This window comes from Arthrobacter sp. P1_D4, assembly GCF_056406115.1.
Map to the genome: position 1 here is coordinate 58,222 of NZ_JBFUAU010000001.1, position 15,232 is coordinate 73,453.

General features: G+C 67.9%; 12 protein-coding genes and 1 pseudogene. 6 read left to right on the plus strand and 7 right to left on the minus strand.

Annotation, left to right across the window (positions count from 1 at the left end):
• Positions 1–44: 44 nt before the first annotated feature.
• The 3 genes from AC1D0A_RS00280 to AC1D0A_RS00290 all read right to left on the minus strand — a co-directional run bounded on the left by AC1D0A_RS00280 (position 45) and on the right by AC1D0A_RS00290 (position 3,037).
• A complete protein-coding gene (locus AC1D0A_RS00280; RefSeq protein ID WP_028278263.1) occupies positions 45–725 on the minus strand; it encodes an NUDIX hydrolase in 681 nt (226 codons plus the stop codon).
• On the minus strand, positions 722–1,492 hold the full coding sequence (gene nth, locus AC1D0A_RS00285) for an endonuclease III (protein ID WP_476943144.1): 771 nt from the start codon (positions 1,490–1,492) through the stop codon (positions 722–724). The genes AC1D0A_RS00280 and nth overlap by 4 nt, the downstream gene beginning before the upstream one ends.
• A 96-nt stretch (positions 1,493–1,588) precedes the next feature.
• On the minus strand, positions 1,589–3,037 hold the full coding sequence (locus AC1D0A_RS00290) for a hypothetical protein (RefSeq protein ID WP_476944931.1): 1,449 nt from the start codon (positions 3,035–3,037) through the stop codon (positions 1,589–1,591).
• Positions 3,038–3,468: 431 nt separating this feature from the next.
• Between AC1D0A_RS00290 and acs the strand changes: the two genes are divergently transcribed.
• From acs to AC1D0A_RS00305, 3 genes and pseudogenes are all read left to right on the plus strand, one after another.
• Positions 3,469–5,499, plus strand: coding sequence for an acetate--CoA ligase (acs, locus tag AC1D0A_RS00295; protein ID WP_476944932.1), 2,031 nt, complete (start codon positions 3,469–3,471; stop codon positions 5,497–5,499).
• Positions 5,500–5,719: 220 nt separating this feature from the next.
• Positions 5,720–6,196, plus strand: a complete 477-nt coding sequence (aroQ, locus tag AC1D0A_RS00300) for a type II 3-dehydroquinate dehydratase (RefSeq protein ID WP_028277671.1) — start codon at positions 5,720–5,722, stop codon at positions 6,194–6,196.
• Positions 6,197–6,319: 123 nt separating this feature from the next.
• Positions 6,320–7,348, plus strand: a pseudogene (locus tag AC1D0A_RS00305) (DUF2332 domain-containing protein); the annotation flags it as partial.
• Positions 7,349–7,399: 51 nt separating this feature from the next.
• Here AC1D0A_RS00305 and AC1D0A_RS00310 read toward each other — a convergent pair.
• The gene (locus tag AC1D0A_RS00310; RefSeq protein WP_243181728.1) at positions 7,400–8,584 is read right to left on the minus strand and encodes a MarP family serine protease; all 1,185 of its coding nucleotides are present in this window, start codon (positions 8,582–8,584) and stop codon (positions 7,400–7,402) included.
• A 215-nt stretch (positions 8,585–8,799) separates the two neighbouring features.
• Between AC1D0A_RS00310 and AC1D0A_RS00315 the strand changes: the two genes are divergently transcribed.
• The gene (locus tag AC1D0A_RS00315; RefSeq protein ID WP_011693220.1) at positions 8,800–9,477 is read left to right on the plus strand and encodes a Crp/Fnr family transcriptional regulator; all 678 of its coding nucleotides are present in this window, start codon (positions 8,800–8,802) and stop codon (positions 9,475–9,477) included.
• A gap of 504 nt (positions 9,478–9,981) precedes the next feature.
• Here AC1D0A_RS00315 and AC1D0A_RS00320 read toward each other — a convergent pair.
• The 3 genes from AC1D0A_RS00320 to AC1D0A_RS00330 are packed head-to-tail and all read right to left on the minus strand — an operon-like array spanning position 9,982 to position 11,658.
• Positions 9,982–10,893, minus strand: a complete 912-nt coding sequence (locus AC1D0A_RS00320) for an NUDIX hydrolase (RefSeq protein WP_243181727.1) — start codon at positions 10,891–10,893, stop codon at positions 9,982–9,984.
• Between the two features lie 16 nt (positions 10,894–10,909).
• Positions 10,910–11,500, minus strand: coding sequence for a RidA family protein (locus tag AC1D0A_RS00325; RefSeq protein ID WP_476944933.1), 591 nt, complete (start codon positions 11,498–11,500; stop codon positions 10,910–10,912).
• A gap of 2 nt (positions 11,501–11,502) precedes the next feature.
• Entirely contained in the window at positions 11,503–11,658 is a 156-nt protein-coding gene (locus tag AC1D0A_RS00330) for a DUF4177 domain-containing protein (protein WP_003797879.1), read from the minus strand.
• A gap of 37 nt (positions 11,659–11,695) precedes the next feature.
• Between AC1D0A_RS00330 and AC1D0A_RS00335 the strand changes: the two genes are divergently transcribed.
• Positions 11,696–13,981, plus strand: a complete 2,286-nt coding sequence (locus AC1D0A_RS00335) for a transglycosylase domain-containing protein (RefSeq protein WP_476944934.1) — start codon at positions 11,696–11,698, stop codon at positions 13,979–13,981.
• Between the two features lie 3 nt (positions 13,982–13,984).
• Positions 13,985–14,932: a metallophosphoesterase gene (locus tag AC1D0A_RS00340; protein WP_243181725.1), complete on the plus strand. Its 948-nt coding sequence runs from the start codon at positions 13,985–13,987 to the stop codon at positions 14,930–14,932.
• The last annotated feature ends 300 nt before the right edge of the window (positions 14,933–15,232 follow it).

Consider the following 15,232-nt stretch of genomic DNA (forward strand, 5'->3'; position numbering starts at 1 on the left):
CAACCCCGTTGCTGCCCGGCCGGCAGGCCGGCGCCGTGCGGGCTTCACACATCAATTCCGTAGAGCCGCGCGCGGTCCCACGGCACGGCCCAGCCCAGCTGTTCAAAAAGCTGGTTCAGGATCATCCCGGTAAAACCCCACACCACGACGCCGTTGACGGTGAAGGCTGGGCTCTGGAATGTCTGGCCGGCCCGGCTGACCGTGGCCATCACCCGATTGTCCGGGTCCAGCAGGTCCCTGACCGGGACCCGGAACACCTGCGCGGATTCACCGTAGTCGACCACCCGGACCGGCGACTGGGCAGCCCACCAGGCCAGGACCGGTGTGACCAGGAAATTGCCCCGGGGCAGGGCCAGTTCAGGCATCACGCCGAGCACGTCCACCCCCGCAGGGTTCAGCCCAGTCTCCTCCTCCGCCTCGCGGAGGGCCGCGCCCACCACGGACTCACCTGGATCGATGCCGCCGCCGGGAAACGCCACCTGCCCGGGATGGTCCTCCAGCGTTTGGGCCCGCTGCAGCAGCAGCACGTCCAAATCGGCCGGAGCCAGCAACTTCTCGGACACTGCGGGGACATTGTCCAGCGCACCAAAGAGCATGAGCACCGCTGCCCTACGGATCCGCTCGCCGGGTTCGACGGCGAGTTCCCGCCAGCGCGGATCCGGGGCCGGCGCCGTGCCCGCCTCCACCGCGGCAACGAGGTCGACGAGGTCCTGGCGCGCGGTCACGGCTGTTTCCTCTGCGAGTCCATCCGGATTTCCGCGGCGCGGTGCGTCTCGGCCAGCAGCCGGGCCAGCAGTTGCTCCTGGCCCGGGGCGAGTTCGTACTTCAGCAGTTTCTTTGCCTTCTCCGGGTCGGTTTCCCCCATGCCGTAGCTGGGGCACCAATTGGCCACCGCGCAGGCCCCGCACGCCGGCTTCCGGGAATGGCAGACGCGGCGGCCGTGAAAGACGACGCGGTGCGAGAGCATGGTCCAGTCCTTCGGCTCGAACAGCTCCGCGACGTCCGACTCGATCCGGACCGGATCATCCGACTCGGTCCAGCTGAAGCGCCGGGCCAGCCGGCCGAAGTGGGTGTCCACCGTGATGCCCGGAATGCCGAAGGCATTGCCCAGCACGACGTTCGCGGTTTTCCGCCCGACGCCGGGCAGCGTCACCAGGTCCGCGAGCCGGCCCGGCACCTCGCCGTCGTACTCGTCCACCAGCCGGGTGCACAGCGCCAGGAGATTTCTGGCCTTGGCACGAAAGAAGCCGGTGGGCTTGATAATGGCCTCCAGCTCGGCCGGATCCGCCTCCGCCATCCGCCGCGCATCCGGGTAGCGCGCGAACAGCAGGGGCGTGATCTGGTTGACCAGCACGTCCGTGGTCTGCGCGGACAGCACGGTGGCTATCACGAGCTCGAACGGCGTGCGGAAGTCCAGCTCCGCGTGGGCGTAGGGGTACTGCTCCGCGAGTTCCCGGTTGATCCGGCGCGCGCGGCGCTTGAGCGCCAGCATTGACTCCCCCGACGCCCGCGGCGCACCCGGCTTGGCGCTCCCCGGGATCGGGGTGCCGGATTCCGGGCTGCCGGATTCCGTGGTCACGGCGGCGGACTAACCGCGTTCGATGTTGCTGAGGTCCCGCAAAAGGCCGAGCCGGCCGTCGGTGTGCTGGACCAGGAACTCGTTGCCGCGGTCCTCCAGGGCAAGGACCCAGCCGCCGGGTTCAATGACGAACGCCGGGGCACCGGTGCGCACATCGATGGCGGTGCGGGGCTGCGCGACGGCGAACCAGAAGGCCTCGTGAACGGGGTGGACATCGTCCTCCGCGGGCCGGCTGGCGGGATCAACGGTTGCGCCGATGGGTTCCTGCGGCCGGGCCTGTTCCTGCGGCCGGACCTGGGGGTTGACTGTAGTGGGGGCGCTGCCGCCGGTGGCGGCCGGCACGCCGGCGGCCTGGGTCTGTTCCGCGGCGGGAGCCGTCTGTGCAGCGGCACCAGCGGCGGCGGCACCGGCGGCGGCGGCAGCAGGGACGCCGGCGGTCCGGGTCTTGTCCGCGGCGGACGGAGCAGACTCCGGAGCCGGGGCCTGCGTCGGGGCCGTCGATGAATCCGTAGATGCCGGGGCAGCCGGGCCGGCGGCTGGCACAACGCCCGAGATCTGGGTCTCCGGTGCACCGGAGACCGCAGCGCTGGGGGCTGCCGCGGACGCCGCACCCACCGAAGATGCCCCGGCAGGGGTCCCGGCAGGTGTGGTTGCCGCCGGCGTGGCAGCCTGGCTGCCGGTTGCCGGGCGCTTGGCCCAGCCCGCGGCCGCGCCGGAAGCGGCCTCGCCGGAAGCGACCGGGCGGGACGCAACCGGGCCGGATGCGGCCGCCAGAGAAGCGGCCGCCCCGGCTGCGCCCTCACCCGCAGCGTCCTTGGTCAATTTGGATTCCTTCGGCTGCTTCGGTTGCTTCGGCGACTTCGGTGCCCGGGGCTTTCGCACCGGGACAACAGCTTCGCGGGCAACCACGTGGGCAGGCGCGTCCTCCCGGCCCAGGAAGTCGCCGGCAAAGAACGGGATCCAGCGGCCCAGCACCGTGGCGGCGAAGAGCCCCAAAGCGCCCAGGAGCGCGATCAGCATGCTCGGCACGAACGCCCCGGCGGCGGCGAGGAAAAAGAAGGCCAGCGTGAACGACGCTACAACGGACGCGAACTGGTCGATCGACAGGGATCCGATCCGGATCTTGGTCGACGGGCTGAGGCGGCGGGCCACGAACAACGCAGTGACAATGAGCGGCAGCACGATGCCCAGGCCCAGGAAGAAGAGGCTGCCCAGGTTCCAGAGGTTGTAGGCGAAGGCAAACATCGGAATCAGTGAGGCGATGAAAAGAAGCAGTGTGGAGCCGAAAACGGTGAGGTCACGGATGGTGAACGGGCCGAGGACGGCTTCGTTCTTCTTCCCGGTCTTCTTGTCCACCGTGAAGCGTGGCGCATCCCCGAACCCGGCGGGCCCCGGCTGCGCCGTTCCACCCTGGTTCTGGGCGGGCGCCCGGAGCTGCCCGTTGTCTTGCTCGTTCATTCCGTATCTCCTTAGCATGGCGGCGCCCTGGACAGCGCCGTCTAACGGCAGGCAAGGACAGGACCGCCAGCGGTCCAGTCGCCTCCATCGGATGTCACAACTTCATCTCAGCCTAGCCAAGTGAATGGCCGATCACTAGCTGACAAGCCGAGGGCGGACGCAGCAGAATTCCCCAGATTTCCGAATCCCGGGCGCTTGCCCCGGCTCGCCGTCCGGCCCCGGGGACAGACCACTCGGCGCTTAAGGAACACCGCTCACGGAGCTGTTTGTGACGGGGCGCACGTTTGGTCGGACCCAAGTATTAGTGTTGATTCCAGACAGCGCTGGCGGCACTGCCGCCGTCTGCCGCCGCCCGACGTCGCGCAAGCGGCCCGGCGCGACGGTGACGGGCACGGCCGCGCAGCCCGGATCGATGAATGATGAGGTTCACCATGTCCCAGCAGACACCCGGCTCCATGGYCACGCAGATGACCCAGGGCGATGCCTTCGAAAACCTGTCGCAGGAGAACCGCCGTTTCGCGCCGTCCGCCGAGTTCGCCGCGAACGCAGTGGTCACCGCCGCCGATTACGCCGAGGCCGACGCCGACCGTCCCGCGTTCTGGGCGAAGCAGGCCCGGGAGCTGCTGAGCTGGTCCAGGGACTTCACCCAGGCGCTGGACTGGTCCGATCCGCCGTTCGCGAAGTGGTTCGTCGGCGGCGAGGTCAACGCGGCCTACAACGCCCTGGACCGGCACGTCGAGGCCGGCAACGGGGACCGGGTGGCCATCTACTTCGAGGGCGAGCCCGGCGACACCCGCACCTACACCTACGCGCAGCTGACCGAGGAGGTGAAGAAGGCCGCGAACGCGTTCGAGTCCCTCGGCGTGGCCAAGGGCGACCGGGTGGCCGTGTACCTGCCCATGATTCCCGAGGCCGTCATCACCCTGCTGGCCTGCGCCCGGATCGGCGCGATCCACTCCGTGGTCTTCGGCGGCTTCTCCGCCGAAGCCCTGCGCTCCCGGATCGACGACGCCGAGGCCAAGCTCGTGGTCACGGCCGACGGCACGTACCGCCGCGGCAAGCCCAGCGCGCTGAAGCCGGCCGTCGACGACGCGTTGTCCCACGAGGGTGACGGCACCGGACACACCGTGCRGAACGTCGTGGTGGTCAAGCGCAACGGCCAGGATGTGGACTGGCACGAGGGCCGGGACCACTGGTGGGCCGACACCGTCGGCGCCGCGTCCGCCGAGCACACCGCCGTCGGGCACGACTCCGAACATCCGCTCTTCATCCTCTACACCTCCGGCACGACGGGCAAGCCCAAGGGCATCCTGCACACCACCGGCGGCTACCTCACCCAGGGCGCCTACACGCACAAGGCGGTCTTTGACCTCCACCCGGAGACCGACGTCTACTGGTGCACCGCCGACGTCGGCTGGATCACCGGGCACTCCTATGTCGCCTATGCCCCGCTGATCAACGGCGCCACCCAGGTCATGTATGAGGGCACCCCGGATTCCCCGCACCAGGGCCGCTGGTGGGAAATCGTGGAGAAGTACAAGGTCTCCATCCTCTACACCGCCCCCACCGCGATCCGCACCTTCATGAAGTGGGGCAAGGACATCCCGGCCAAGTCCGACCTCTCCTCGATCCGGGTCCTCGGTTCCGTCGGCGAACCCATCAACCCCGAAGCCTGGATGTGGTACCGCGAGGTCATCGGCGGCAACGCCGGCAAGAACGGCGAACGCAAGGAGCAGCCCGCGCCGATCGTGGACACCTGGTGGCAGACCGAGACCGGGGCGCAGATGATCGCCCCGCTGCCCGGCGTCACGGCCACCAAGCCCGGCTCGGCCCAGGTCCCGCTGCCGGGCATCGCCGTGGACGTCGTGGACGAACTCGGCGAATCCGTACCCAACGGCCACGGCGGCTTCCTGGTGATCCGCGAACCCTGGCCTGCCATGCTGCGCGGGATCTGGGGCGACCCGGAGCGGTTCAAGGACACGTACTGGTCCCGCTTCGAGACCATGTACTTCGCCGGCGACGGCGCCAAGAAGGACGAGGACGGCGACATCTGGCTGCTGGGCCGCGTGGATGACGTGATGAACATTTCCGGCCACCGCCTCTCCACCGCCGAAATCGAATCCGCCCTCGTCTCCCACCCCGCTGTTGCCGAAGCCGCCGTCGTCGGAGCCGCGGACGAGACCACCGGCCAGGCCGTCGTCGCCTTCGTGATCCTCCGCGCCGACGCCACGGACACCGGCGACGCGACCGTCCAGGAGCTCCGCAACCATGTGGGGAAGGAAATCGGCCCGATCGCCAAGCCCAAGATCATCCTCGTGGTCCCCGAACTGCCCAAAACCCGGTCCGGCAAAATCATGCGCCGCCTGCTCAAGGACGTCGCCGAAGGCCGCGAAGTTGGCGACGCGACCACCCTGGCAGACAACACGGTCATGRCCCAGATCGCCCAGTCACTGAAGAAATAGCCGGCTCGTTCCGATGGGGGTTCGTCGGCGGTGTTTGGCTGGCCTGTTTGTCCGACGGCGGCGCCGCCCACCGCGGTGGGCCGCGCCGCCGTCGTCGTTGGTCCTGTCTGTCGACGCGGCCGCGGCGGGAACATCCGCAGAAGCGAGGAATGCGTCAGTAACGAACCGATTGGCAGTAACGAACGGCGCGGGCGGGCCGCGGCGCGATAGATTTGCAGACATGACTGAAGCCACCTCCGCCACCGCTGCCGGTCGCGGCACCATCCTGGTTCTCAACGGACCCAATTTGAACCTGCTTGGCACCCGCGAGCCCGAGAAATACGGGACGGCGACGCTGGCCGACGTCGAACAGCTCGCCAAAGACGCCGGTGCCGCGCACGGCCTGGACGTCGAGTGCTTCCAGTCCAACCATGAAGGGGCCCTCGTGGACGCCATCCACGCCGCCCGCGGGAAGGCGGTGGGAATCGTGCTCAACGCCGGCGCCTACACGCACACGTCCGTGGCCATCCGGGACGCCATTTCCGCTGTTGCCCTGCCGACGGTCGAGGTGCACATCACCAATGTTCACGCCCGCGAGCCTTTCCGGCACCATTCCTACCTTTCGGACATCAGCAAGGCCGTGATCGCCGGCGCCGGGATCCTGGGCTACCGCTTCGCGGTGGAATACCTCGCCGGGCTGCACGCGGCCGGGGACTGAGCATGTCCCCCCGCGGAACCCGCGGCGGCGGAAGCATCCGCAGTTCCGGACCCGGCCACGGGCGCTGCTTCGGACACAGCACCGGGCGCGGCTACGGCTACAGACACAGCGCAGTGGTACCGGCACTTCGGCACGGTCGACGCCCCCGGTTCCTCCCCCTGCTATGCCGCGTGGTCCGTGGGGATCGCCGGGGACGCCGAGGTGATTCGGCGGATTGATCAGTGGCCGCACAACAAGCGCCAGCCGCTGCTGATCGTCGCCGCGGCCCGGTTCCTCGGCGCGCAGATCAGCCCTTACCGCGATTTCCGGAGGTTCCTGGACCATCACTGGGACGCGGTCTCGGAAATCGTGCTGTCCCGTTCCACGCAGACGAACGAGGCCGGACGCTGCGCCACCCTGCTGCCCTCACTCGCGCAGATTTCCGCGGCAGAGGGCCGGCCGCTGGCCCTCATCGAGGTGGGCGCCTCGGCGGGGCTGGCACTGTTCCCTGACCGCTACGGTTACGAGTTTGTCGACACCGGGGCGGGGGCACCGGATGAGTCGGCGGCGGACCCGGCGGCGGAAGCAAGGACGACGCGGCTGGTTCCGGATGGCGCCCAGCCTGGCACGTTTCCGGTCCTGCGCTGCCTCACCGCGGGCCCGGTGCCGCTGCCGGCGGAAAGTCCCCGGGTGGCATGGCGTGCCGGGATCGACCTCAACCCCCTGGACGTGCGCGACCCGGCCGACGTCGCCTGGCTCGAAGCCCTCGTCTGGCCGGAGCAGGAGTTCCGGCTTGAACGGCTGCGCCAGGCGACCGCCATTGCCAGGGAACGGCCGCCGCTGCTGGAGGCCGGCGACGTCAACGAACAACTTGTGGAACGCGCCGGCCGAGCCCCGGCCGACGCCGCCCTGGTGGTATTCCACAGCGCCGTCATGGCGTACCTGGATGCCGGCGGCCGCTCCCGGTTCCGGCGCACCATGGCGGACCTTGCCGCGGAGCGGGGCTGCCACTGGCTCTCGAACGAAGGCCTCATGGTGGTAGTGCAGGCAGACGGGTCCAGTGTGGTCCCGGAAATGGATGACGCCCGGCTCCGCGGCCGGTTCCTGCTGCTGCAGGACGGCCAGCCGGCAGCCATCACGGGCCCGCACGGGCAGAGCCTGGAGTGGCTCTAGCCTGCGTGCGGCTCGAGCCTGACTGTGGCTAGGGCCTGCGTGGCAGTCTGGTCATTTCTTGATGCACTGTCCGGACGAAACGGCACTGCCCAGACCCGGCGCCTGAGCCGCCACGGGGCTCAGGTCATTCATGGTGATCGCAAATCCGAGCGAGGACTCGGTTGTGGCCTTGGCAAAGACCACCCCCGCCACCTGCCCGTCCATGGTCAGGAGCGGACCCCCGGAGTTGCCCGGCTGCACGTCGCCGGCCAGCCGGTAGACGTCCTCGGGCGACGCATTCTTGCCATAGATGTCCGGGACCAGCACGGTGGCGATGTCCTGCACCGTGGCTGGTTTGGACTGGAAAGGCCCGCCGTGCGGATAGCCGGCAAAGGCCGCGGCGCTGCCGGACGGCAGGTCGGCAGCCAGCGCCAAGGGTTCCGAGCGCAGACCGTCAACGGCCACGACGGCGAGGTCGTGCTGGGAGTCAAAGTACACGACGCGCCCAGGCAGTGCGCGGCCACCGGGCGTTTCCACCACCGGTTCGTCGACCCCGGCGACCACATGGGCGTTGGTCACCACGCGCCCGGGGGCGACCACGAAGCCTGTTCCGGTCTGGTTTTGGCCGCACTGGTAGGCGGTTCCGGCGATCTTGAGCACGGACGCGGCGGCCTTGTTCAGCGCCGGTGTGTCCGTGCTGGTGTCCGGAACGGCAACGGGCTGGCTCTGGCCGAAGCCGTCCAGCAGGGTGGGGATTCCCTCGCCGATCACGGCGGAACGCAGCTGCGCCATTGATGCCTTGACCGGCATCGGCGTCACGCCGTCGATGAACCTGATGACTTTGGATTCCGCGAGCTGTTGGGACACCAACGGCACACCGAGGGCCCCGATGCTGAACGCCAGCATCGACATCACGAGGGCGGACACCACCACGTTCACGCCTCCGCCCACGAGGCGGTCCGCCGCCCGCAGGGGGCTGAACGGGACCACGCTGCGGATTCGCCGCCCGATCATGGTGCCGAGGCCGTTGCCTACGATCATCAGAAGGACCGCCGTGGCAACGATCGCCGTCAGGCGCCAGCCGCTGTCCTCCACTAGGCCGCTGACGATGGGCACGGAGACGAAGGCGGCGACGGCGCCTGCCGCGAATCCCGCGATGCCTCCGAGCGTCACAAGGAAGCCGTTGCGAAGACCGTGAATCAGGTAGGACAAGAGCGCCACAACCAACACCAGGTCCAAAATGGTCAAGCCAAACACCGGGGCTCCTCACAGACAGTTCAGCGACGATTCTACCGGTGTAAGCTGAACGTTTGCCGACCGGCCGCCAGCCTGCACAGGGATCTGCGCGGACTTCCCGAGCCGTGCGCTTTCGGCCCCTTCGGGCGTTTCCGTGCCAACTACGTCACAGAAGCTCCAAAATTCTGAAAGAATGGCTGAAGCGCCCCAGCCGACACAGCTAATCAGGAGATTTCATGGATATCGAGGTATTGCGCCGCGCACCCCTTTTCGCCACGCTCGACGACGAGGCGTTCCGTCTGCTGACGGACGAACTTACCGAGGTGGACCTTTCACGCGGTGCCTCGGTATTCCGGGAAGGCGACCAGGGTGACCAGCTTTACTTCATCGTCTCCGGCAAGGTGAAGCTCGGCCGCACGTCGCCGGACGGTCGCGAATCACTGCTGGCCATCCTCGGCCCTGGCGAACTTTTCGGCGAAATGGCGCTGTTCGACCCCAGCCCGCGCACGGCCACGGCAACTGCCGTTTCCGAGACGCGTCTCGCCGGCCTGAAGAACGAGAGCCTCAACGCGCTGCTGCGCACCCGCCCCGAGGTCTCGGCCCAGCTGCTGCAGGCCTTGGCACGCCGCCTGCGCCGCACCAACGATTCCCTTTCCGACCTCGTCTTCTCCGACGTGCCGGGCCGTGTGGCCAAGGCGCTGCTGGATCTGGCCGACCGCTTCGGCCGCCCGGCGACCGACGGCGTCCTGGTCGCCCACGAACTGACGCAGGAGGAGCTCGCCCAGCTGGTCGGCGCCTCCCGTGAAACGGTCAACAAGGCCCTCGCAGAATTCGTGCAGCGCGGCTGGCTGCGCCTGGAAGCGCGCGCCGTCGTCATCCTTGACATGCAGCGCCTGCGCCAGCGTTCCCGCTAGGGATCCCCAGCAGCAACCACGAAGGCCGGCCCCGGAAACGGGACCGGCCTTCTGCCGTTAATCTTCTGCCGTTAATTCTCGGAGCAGGTCCCCGGCTGGTTGTCCGCGGGACGTGTCCCGGGCCGGCACGCAGCACGAAGGGACATGTCCAGTGCTCAGGAGCAGGGCGGGGCATGTCCCCGGGCTCGCACCGGGCATCAAGGGACATGTCCAGCCCCGGCTGCGAGGACTGGACATAACGCCACTATGTCCACCGGACAGGCCGACCGGAGGACATGTCCCGGGCCGGCACGCAACACGAAGGAACATGTCCAGCGCTCAGGAGGAGTGCGGGACATGTCCCGGGCCGGCACGCAGCACGAAGGGACATGTCCAGTCCTTAGGAGCAGCGCGGGGCACGTCCCGGGGCATGTCCCGGGCCACGTCCCGGGCTCCCCGTGCAGCCAAGCCCTAACAGGCCGCCCGCATGGAGCCAGCCTTCCGTGGCGTCGGCGCTCCCCGGGCCTAGCGTTCCCGCTGCGGTTCGCCGGCGATCGTTTTGGCTGCTTCGACTTCGAGCATGAGACGGCCGTCTTCCTCGACCAGCTTCGGCTGGTAGACGTGGGCCTTGCGCTTGTAGCTGAGGTAGGCGATGCAGCCGTTGGCCTTGGCCATCTTCTCAAGCATGATCTCCGAGCCAGGGACCAGGAGTTCGCCCAGGGTCCGGCCGACGGTGTTCTCCTGCCCCACCTCGTCACCCAGCACGGTGCTGTCCCGCTCGCTCACGACTTTCCGGACACACACCCAGCGGCCCCAGATCCCCTTGCTGGCCAGCAGCGAGGGCTGCTGGTTCACGGGCACCGTCGCGGCGAAGTACCGGGTATTGAACCGGCGGTGCGCGAAATCGGGGCTGAGCCAGTTCACCAGGGGTTTGAGCAGGTCAGTGCGCAGCGAGAGCCCGCGCTTGGCGAGCAGGTCGGTGAAGGATTTCTCCTGCTCGGCCACGGCTTCGCGGGCGCGCATCCAGTCGGCGCGGGAGGTCAGCTCCACCGTGGTGGACAGGTCGGGGCCGGCCAGCAGGATGCCGGTCTCCTCGAACAGTTCACGGATGGCACCTACGACGTGTCGGCGCGCCAGCCCGACGTCGGACGTCCCCATCTGCTCGGCCCAGTGCTGGGGTGAGGGGCCCAGCCAGCCGACGGCGTCGTCGTCGGTGGCTTCCAGCGATCCGCCGGGGAAGGCGAGGACACCGAGCGGGGAGGACCCCGTCCGGTAGCCGAGCCAGGTCTCCAGGCCCGTGGGCGAATCCCGCAGGAGGATCACCGAGGAGGCCAAACGGGGCGCGCGGGGCGTCCGCTCACCGTGTTCAATCCAGCTGCGGGCTGCTCCCTCAAGATCCGGGGGCAGGACGAACAGGCGGCGTTCTAACTGAGGCAACGAAGTAACCGGTCTACTAGGCGAATTCAGCGATCAGTTCGACTTCGACAGGCGAGTCGAGCGGCAGAACGGATACGCCGACGGCGGAACGTGCGTGCTGGCCGGCGTCGCCGAGGACTTGGCCCAGCAGCTCCGAGGCGCCGTTGATGACACCGGGCTGGCCGGTGAAGGAAGGGTCGGAGGATACAAATCCGACAACTTTGACGATCCGCGTGATGCGGTCGAGGTCGCCGATCACACTCTTGACGGCGGCCAGGGCGTTGACGGCGCAGACGGCAGCGTAGGCCTTCGCGTCCTCCGGAGACACCGTGGACTCGTCGGAGGCGCCCGCCGAACCGGTGGAAACCTTTCCGGTGGCCTCGAGCTTGCCGTTGATGAACGGCAGTTGCCCGGATGTGTAGACGTGGTTGCCGGAAATCACGGCCGGAACATACGCCGCGACCGGAGCCGCAACGTCGGGGAGCGTCAGGCCCAGCTCCGCGAGGCGCCGTTCGACGGCGGACGACGCGCCCGCGCCGGCCGTGGGGCTCGCTGCGCCGGCTGTGTTTTCGGAGATGTTTTCCGCGCCCGCCGGCGTGGCCGGAACGGCTTCTGAGGGGGTGCTCATGGCTACTGCTTCTCCCGCTTCAGGTAGGCAACCAGGCCGTTTCCATCGGGTCCCGGAACAACCTGGACGAGCTCCCAGCCGTCGTCACCCCACTGGTCCAGGATCTGCTTTGTGGCGTGAATAATGAGCGGAATCGTGGCGTACTCCCATTTGGTCATGACATAAAGCCTAGTCGTTGCCGGTAAAGTGGAAAACATGGCGACTGGCAAGAACCCTTTATTCGACACGGCCACCACCCTCGGAAAGATCTTTCTTTTCCTGGGCGTGAGCGCTATTTGCGGTGTCCTGGTGGCGGGCCTCCTGGTCCCCGCGGCGGCCGTTTCGGGCAGCGCGGCGAGCGGTTCGATCCAGTTCTTTGACACGCTCCCCGCAGAGCTGAAGGTCGATCCGCCGAGCCAGTCGACCACGATCCTGGCGTCCGACGGCAGCCCGATCGCCAACCTCTACGCGGAAAACCGCACCCGTGTTTCGCTGGACCAGATGTCACCGCACATCAAGGACGCGATCATCGCCATCGAGGACAGCCGCTTCTACGAGCACGGCGGTGTGGACACCACCGGCATCCTGCGCGCGCTCGTGAGCACCGCCCGCGGCAACAAGCAGGGCGCGTCCACGATTACGCAGCAGTACGTGAACAACGTCATCAACTCCTCGCTGGAGGCCGAAGGCAAGGGCAGCGAGGTCCTGCTCAACGGCGTCAACAAGGGCGTCGGGGACAAGCTCCGTGAAATGAAGCTGGCCATCGCGCTGGAGAAGAAGTTCACCAAGGAGCAGATCCTCGAGGGCTACCTGAACATCGTCTTCTTCAACCGGGACGCTTACGGCATCGAAGCCGCGTCCAAGTTCTTCTTCAGCACCACGGCCAAGGACCTGACCCTGCCGCAGGCGGCCCTGCTGGCCGGCGTCGTGAACAGCCCCTCCTACTATGACCCGATCACCAATCCGGAGAACGCCAAGGTCCGTCGCGACCTCGTGCTCCGCGCGATGCTGACGCAGGGCAAGATCAAGCAGGCCGATTACGACGCAGCGGTCGCGACACCGGTGCAGACCAAGGTCACCCAGCCCCGCCAGGGCTGTGCCTATTCACAGACGGCGCCGTACTTCTGCGACTACGTGCTCCACCTGCTCCTGAACAACCCGGCCTACGGGGCCGACGCGGCCGAGCGTGAGCGGAAGATCTTCCGCGGCGGCCTGACCATCAAGACCACGCTGGATCCGAAGGCCCAGTCCGTGGCGCAGGCCCAGGTGGACGGGTCGGCCGGCGCGAACCCGGACAAGTGGGGCGCCTCGCTGGTGTCCGTGCAGCCGGGATCCGGCAAGATCGTCTCCATGGCCCAGAACACCGTCTGGTTCCCGGCCGACGGCAAGTTCGACCAGACCCAGAATTTCAACGTGGACGTGCAGGATGCCAAGGGCAATGACCTCAACGGCCTCGGCGGCTTCCAGCCCGGATCCACGATGAAGCCGTTTACGTTCGCGGAGTGGCTCAACGAGGGCAAGTCGATGAGCACCCAGCTCAACGGCGCCGTGCGGCGATATCCACAGAATTTCCCTTGGAAGAACACCTGCCCGGCACCGACCACCGGCTGGTATGACGCGTCCAACGGGAGCTACGACCTACAGAACGCCGACGAGACCCACTACAAGTACATGTCCGTCCTTGACGGCCTGGCGAACTCCATCAACACCATCACGTTCGCTTCCGCCGCCCAGGTGGACCTCTGCGGGATCCAGAAGGTCGTGGACGCAGTGGGCATCCACGGCGGGCTGCCGAGCGCGGACAACCCCAACCCCCCGGTGCCGATGACCACCCTCGGCAACCTCATCGGGTCCACCCAGACGGCGCCGCTGACCATGGCCAGCGCATTCGCCACCTTCGCCAACAATGGCAAGTACTGTGAACCGATGGCCATCGAGTCGGTAACAGACGCGACCGGCGCCCAGCTGCCGGCCCAATCACCCAACTGCAGGGACGCGATCAAGCCCGAGGTGGCCCACGGCGTCGCGTACGCTATGCAGGAAGTGCTCAACCGCGGCTCGGGCTCGCTCATTGTGCCCCGGATTTCGACCCGGACCACTTTCCCCATTGCGGCGAAGACGGGCACCAACGACAACAACAGCTCTACCTGGGTGGCGGGCTACACCAGCGGCCTCGCGACGGCCACGTGGTTTGGCGATCCCCTGGGCGACCAGAAGCGTGCCGGGCAGAATGTCACGATCAACGGCAACTTCTACAAGGGCATCGACGGTTACATGATCGCCGGGCCGCAGTTCTCGAACTACATGGCCCAGGTGGCACCGGCCTACGGCACCGATCCGTTCCCGGCCCCGCCGTCGGACATGCTGTACTCCCCGGCCCCGGTCCCGGACCCGGTAACAGTGCCGCGGACCACCATTCCGACCGGGAAGAGCACCGAGCCGGCCACGCAACCGTCCGCCGACCCGACACCGGCACCCACGAAGTCCTCCGGCAAGAAGTAGCCGATGACCCTGGGCAATGATCTGGCGAGCCGCGTTCGAAGCATCGGACGCGGCTTTGCCGTGACCGCCGCGATCGGGACGGCGGCGGGGGCGGCCGCTACCGGCTACGGGCTGTGGGAGAAGAACCAGTTTGTGGTCAGGGAGGAAACCCTCCCCATTCTGCCGGCCGGGTTCGGCCCGTTCCGGATACTGCACCTGTCCGATATCCACTTCGTTCCGGGCCAGCACCGGAAGGCGCAGTGGCTGTCCTCCCTGGCGCAATTGCGGCCGGACCTCGTGGTGAACACGGGCGACAACCTCAGCCATGCCAAGGGCGTGGACCCCCTCGTGGCGGCTCTGCGACCCCTGCTGGAATTTCCCGGCGTGTTTGTCCCCGGCTCGAACGACTACTTCGGCCCGAGCCTGAAGAACCCGGCGTCATATTTGCTCGGGCCCTCGGGTGAGCGCAAACACCCGGAAAGGCTCGACTGGCCCCGGCTGCGTTCCGAGTTCGGCATGTCCGGCTGGGTGGACCTGACCAACCGCTGCCAGTCGGTGGTGCTTAAGGGCATGCGCTTCGATTTCTCCGGCGTCGACGATCCGCACCTGCGCCTCGAACGGTACGCGGGCTGGCCACGCGGGACCAAGGGCAGGGACGCCGACCCGCACCTGCGCATCGCCGTCGCGCACGCACCCTACCAGCGCGTCCTCGACCACTTCACCGAAGCCGGCGCCCACCTCCTCCTGGCCGGCCACACCCACGGCGGCCAGATCTGCGTCCCGGGCTACGGGGCCCTGGTCACCAACTGCGATCTGCCCACCTGGCGGGCCCGGGGGCTGCACACCTGGGAGAGCAACGGGAGAACGACGCCGGTGAACGTCTCGGGCGGCATCGGCACGTCCCGCTTCGCCCCGGTCCGCATTGCCTGCCGGCCCGAAGCCGTTCTGCTAACGCTGACCTCCCGCGCCTAGGCCTGGCCGCAGCCAGTCCTGCCCGTCCTGCGGTCTGGCGGTCTGGCGGGTGGAATGTCCTCCCCTCGCGCCGGCCCCACGGGACATGCCCTCCCCCGGTCGCGAGCAATGGGCATAGACCCACCATGCCCACCCGCCACGGCCACCACTGGACATGTCCCACCGGACGCGGCACCCCCACTGGACATGTCCCACCGGGCGCGGCACCACTGGACATGTCCCGGGGTGCCCAGCCATCCGTACCCCATTGCGGATCGCAATGACTGGGCGAGATGCTGGGAGCGCTGAACAACGTGTGAA

Excerpts from the sequence above, each read along its gene's own strand:
- AC1D0A_RS00330 (WP_003797879.1), bottom strand. The coding sequence starts at position 11,658 with ATGACCAAATGGGAGTACGCCACGATTCCGCTCATTATTCACGCCACA.
- AC1D0A_RS00325 (WP_476944933.1), bottom strand. The coding sequence starts at position 11,500 with ATGAGCACCCCCTCAGAAGCCGTTCCGGCCACGCCGGCGGGCGCGGAA.
- AC1D0A_RS00335 (WP_476944934.1), top strand. The coding sequence starts at position 11,696 with ATGGCGACTGGCAAGAACCCTTTATTCGACACGGCCACCACCCTCGGA.
- nth (WP_476943144.1), bottom strand. The coding sequence starts at position 1,492 with ATGCTGGCGCTCAAGCGCCGCGCGCGCCGGATCAACCGGGAACTCGCG.
- aroQ (WP_028277671.1), top strand. The coding sequence starts at position 5,720 with ATGACTGAAGCCACCTCCGCCACCGCTGCCGGTCGCGGCACCATCCTG.
- AC1D0A_RS00340 (WP_243181725.1), top strand. The coding sequence starts at position 13,985 with ATGACCCTGGGCAATGATCTGGCGAGCCGCGTTCGAAGCATCGGACGC.
- AC1D0A_RS00315 (WP_011693220.1), top strand. The coding sequence starts at position 8,800 with ATGGATATCGAGGTATTGCGCCGCGCACCCCTTTTCGCCACGCTCGAC.
- AC1D0A_RS00290 (WP_476944931.1), bottom strand. The coding sequence starts at position 3,037 with ATGAACGAGCAAGACAACGGGCAGCTCCGGGCGCCCGCCCAGAACCAG.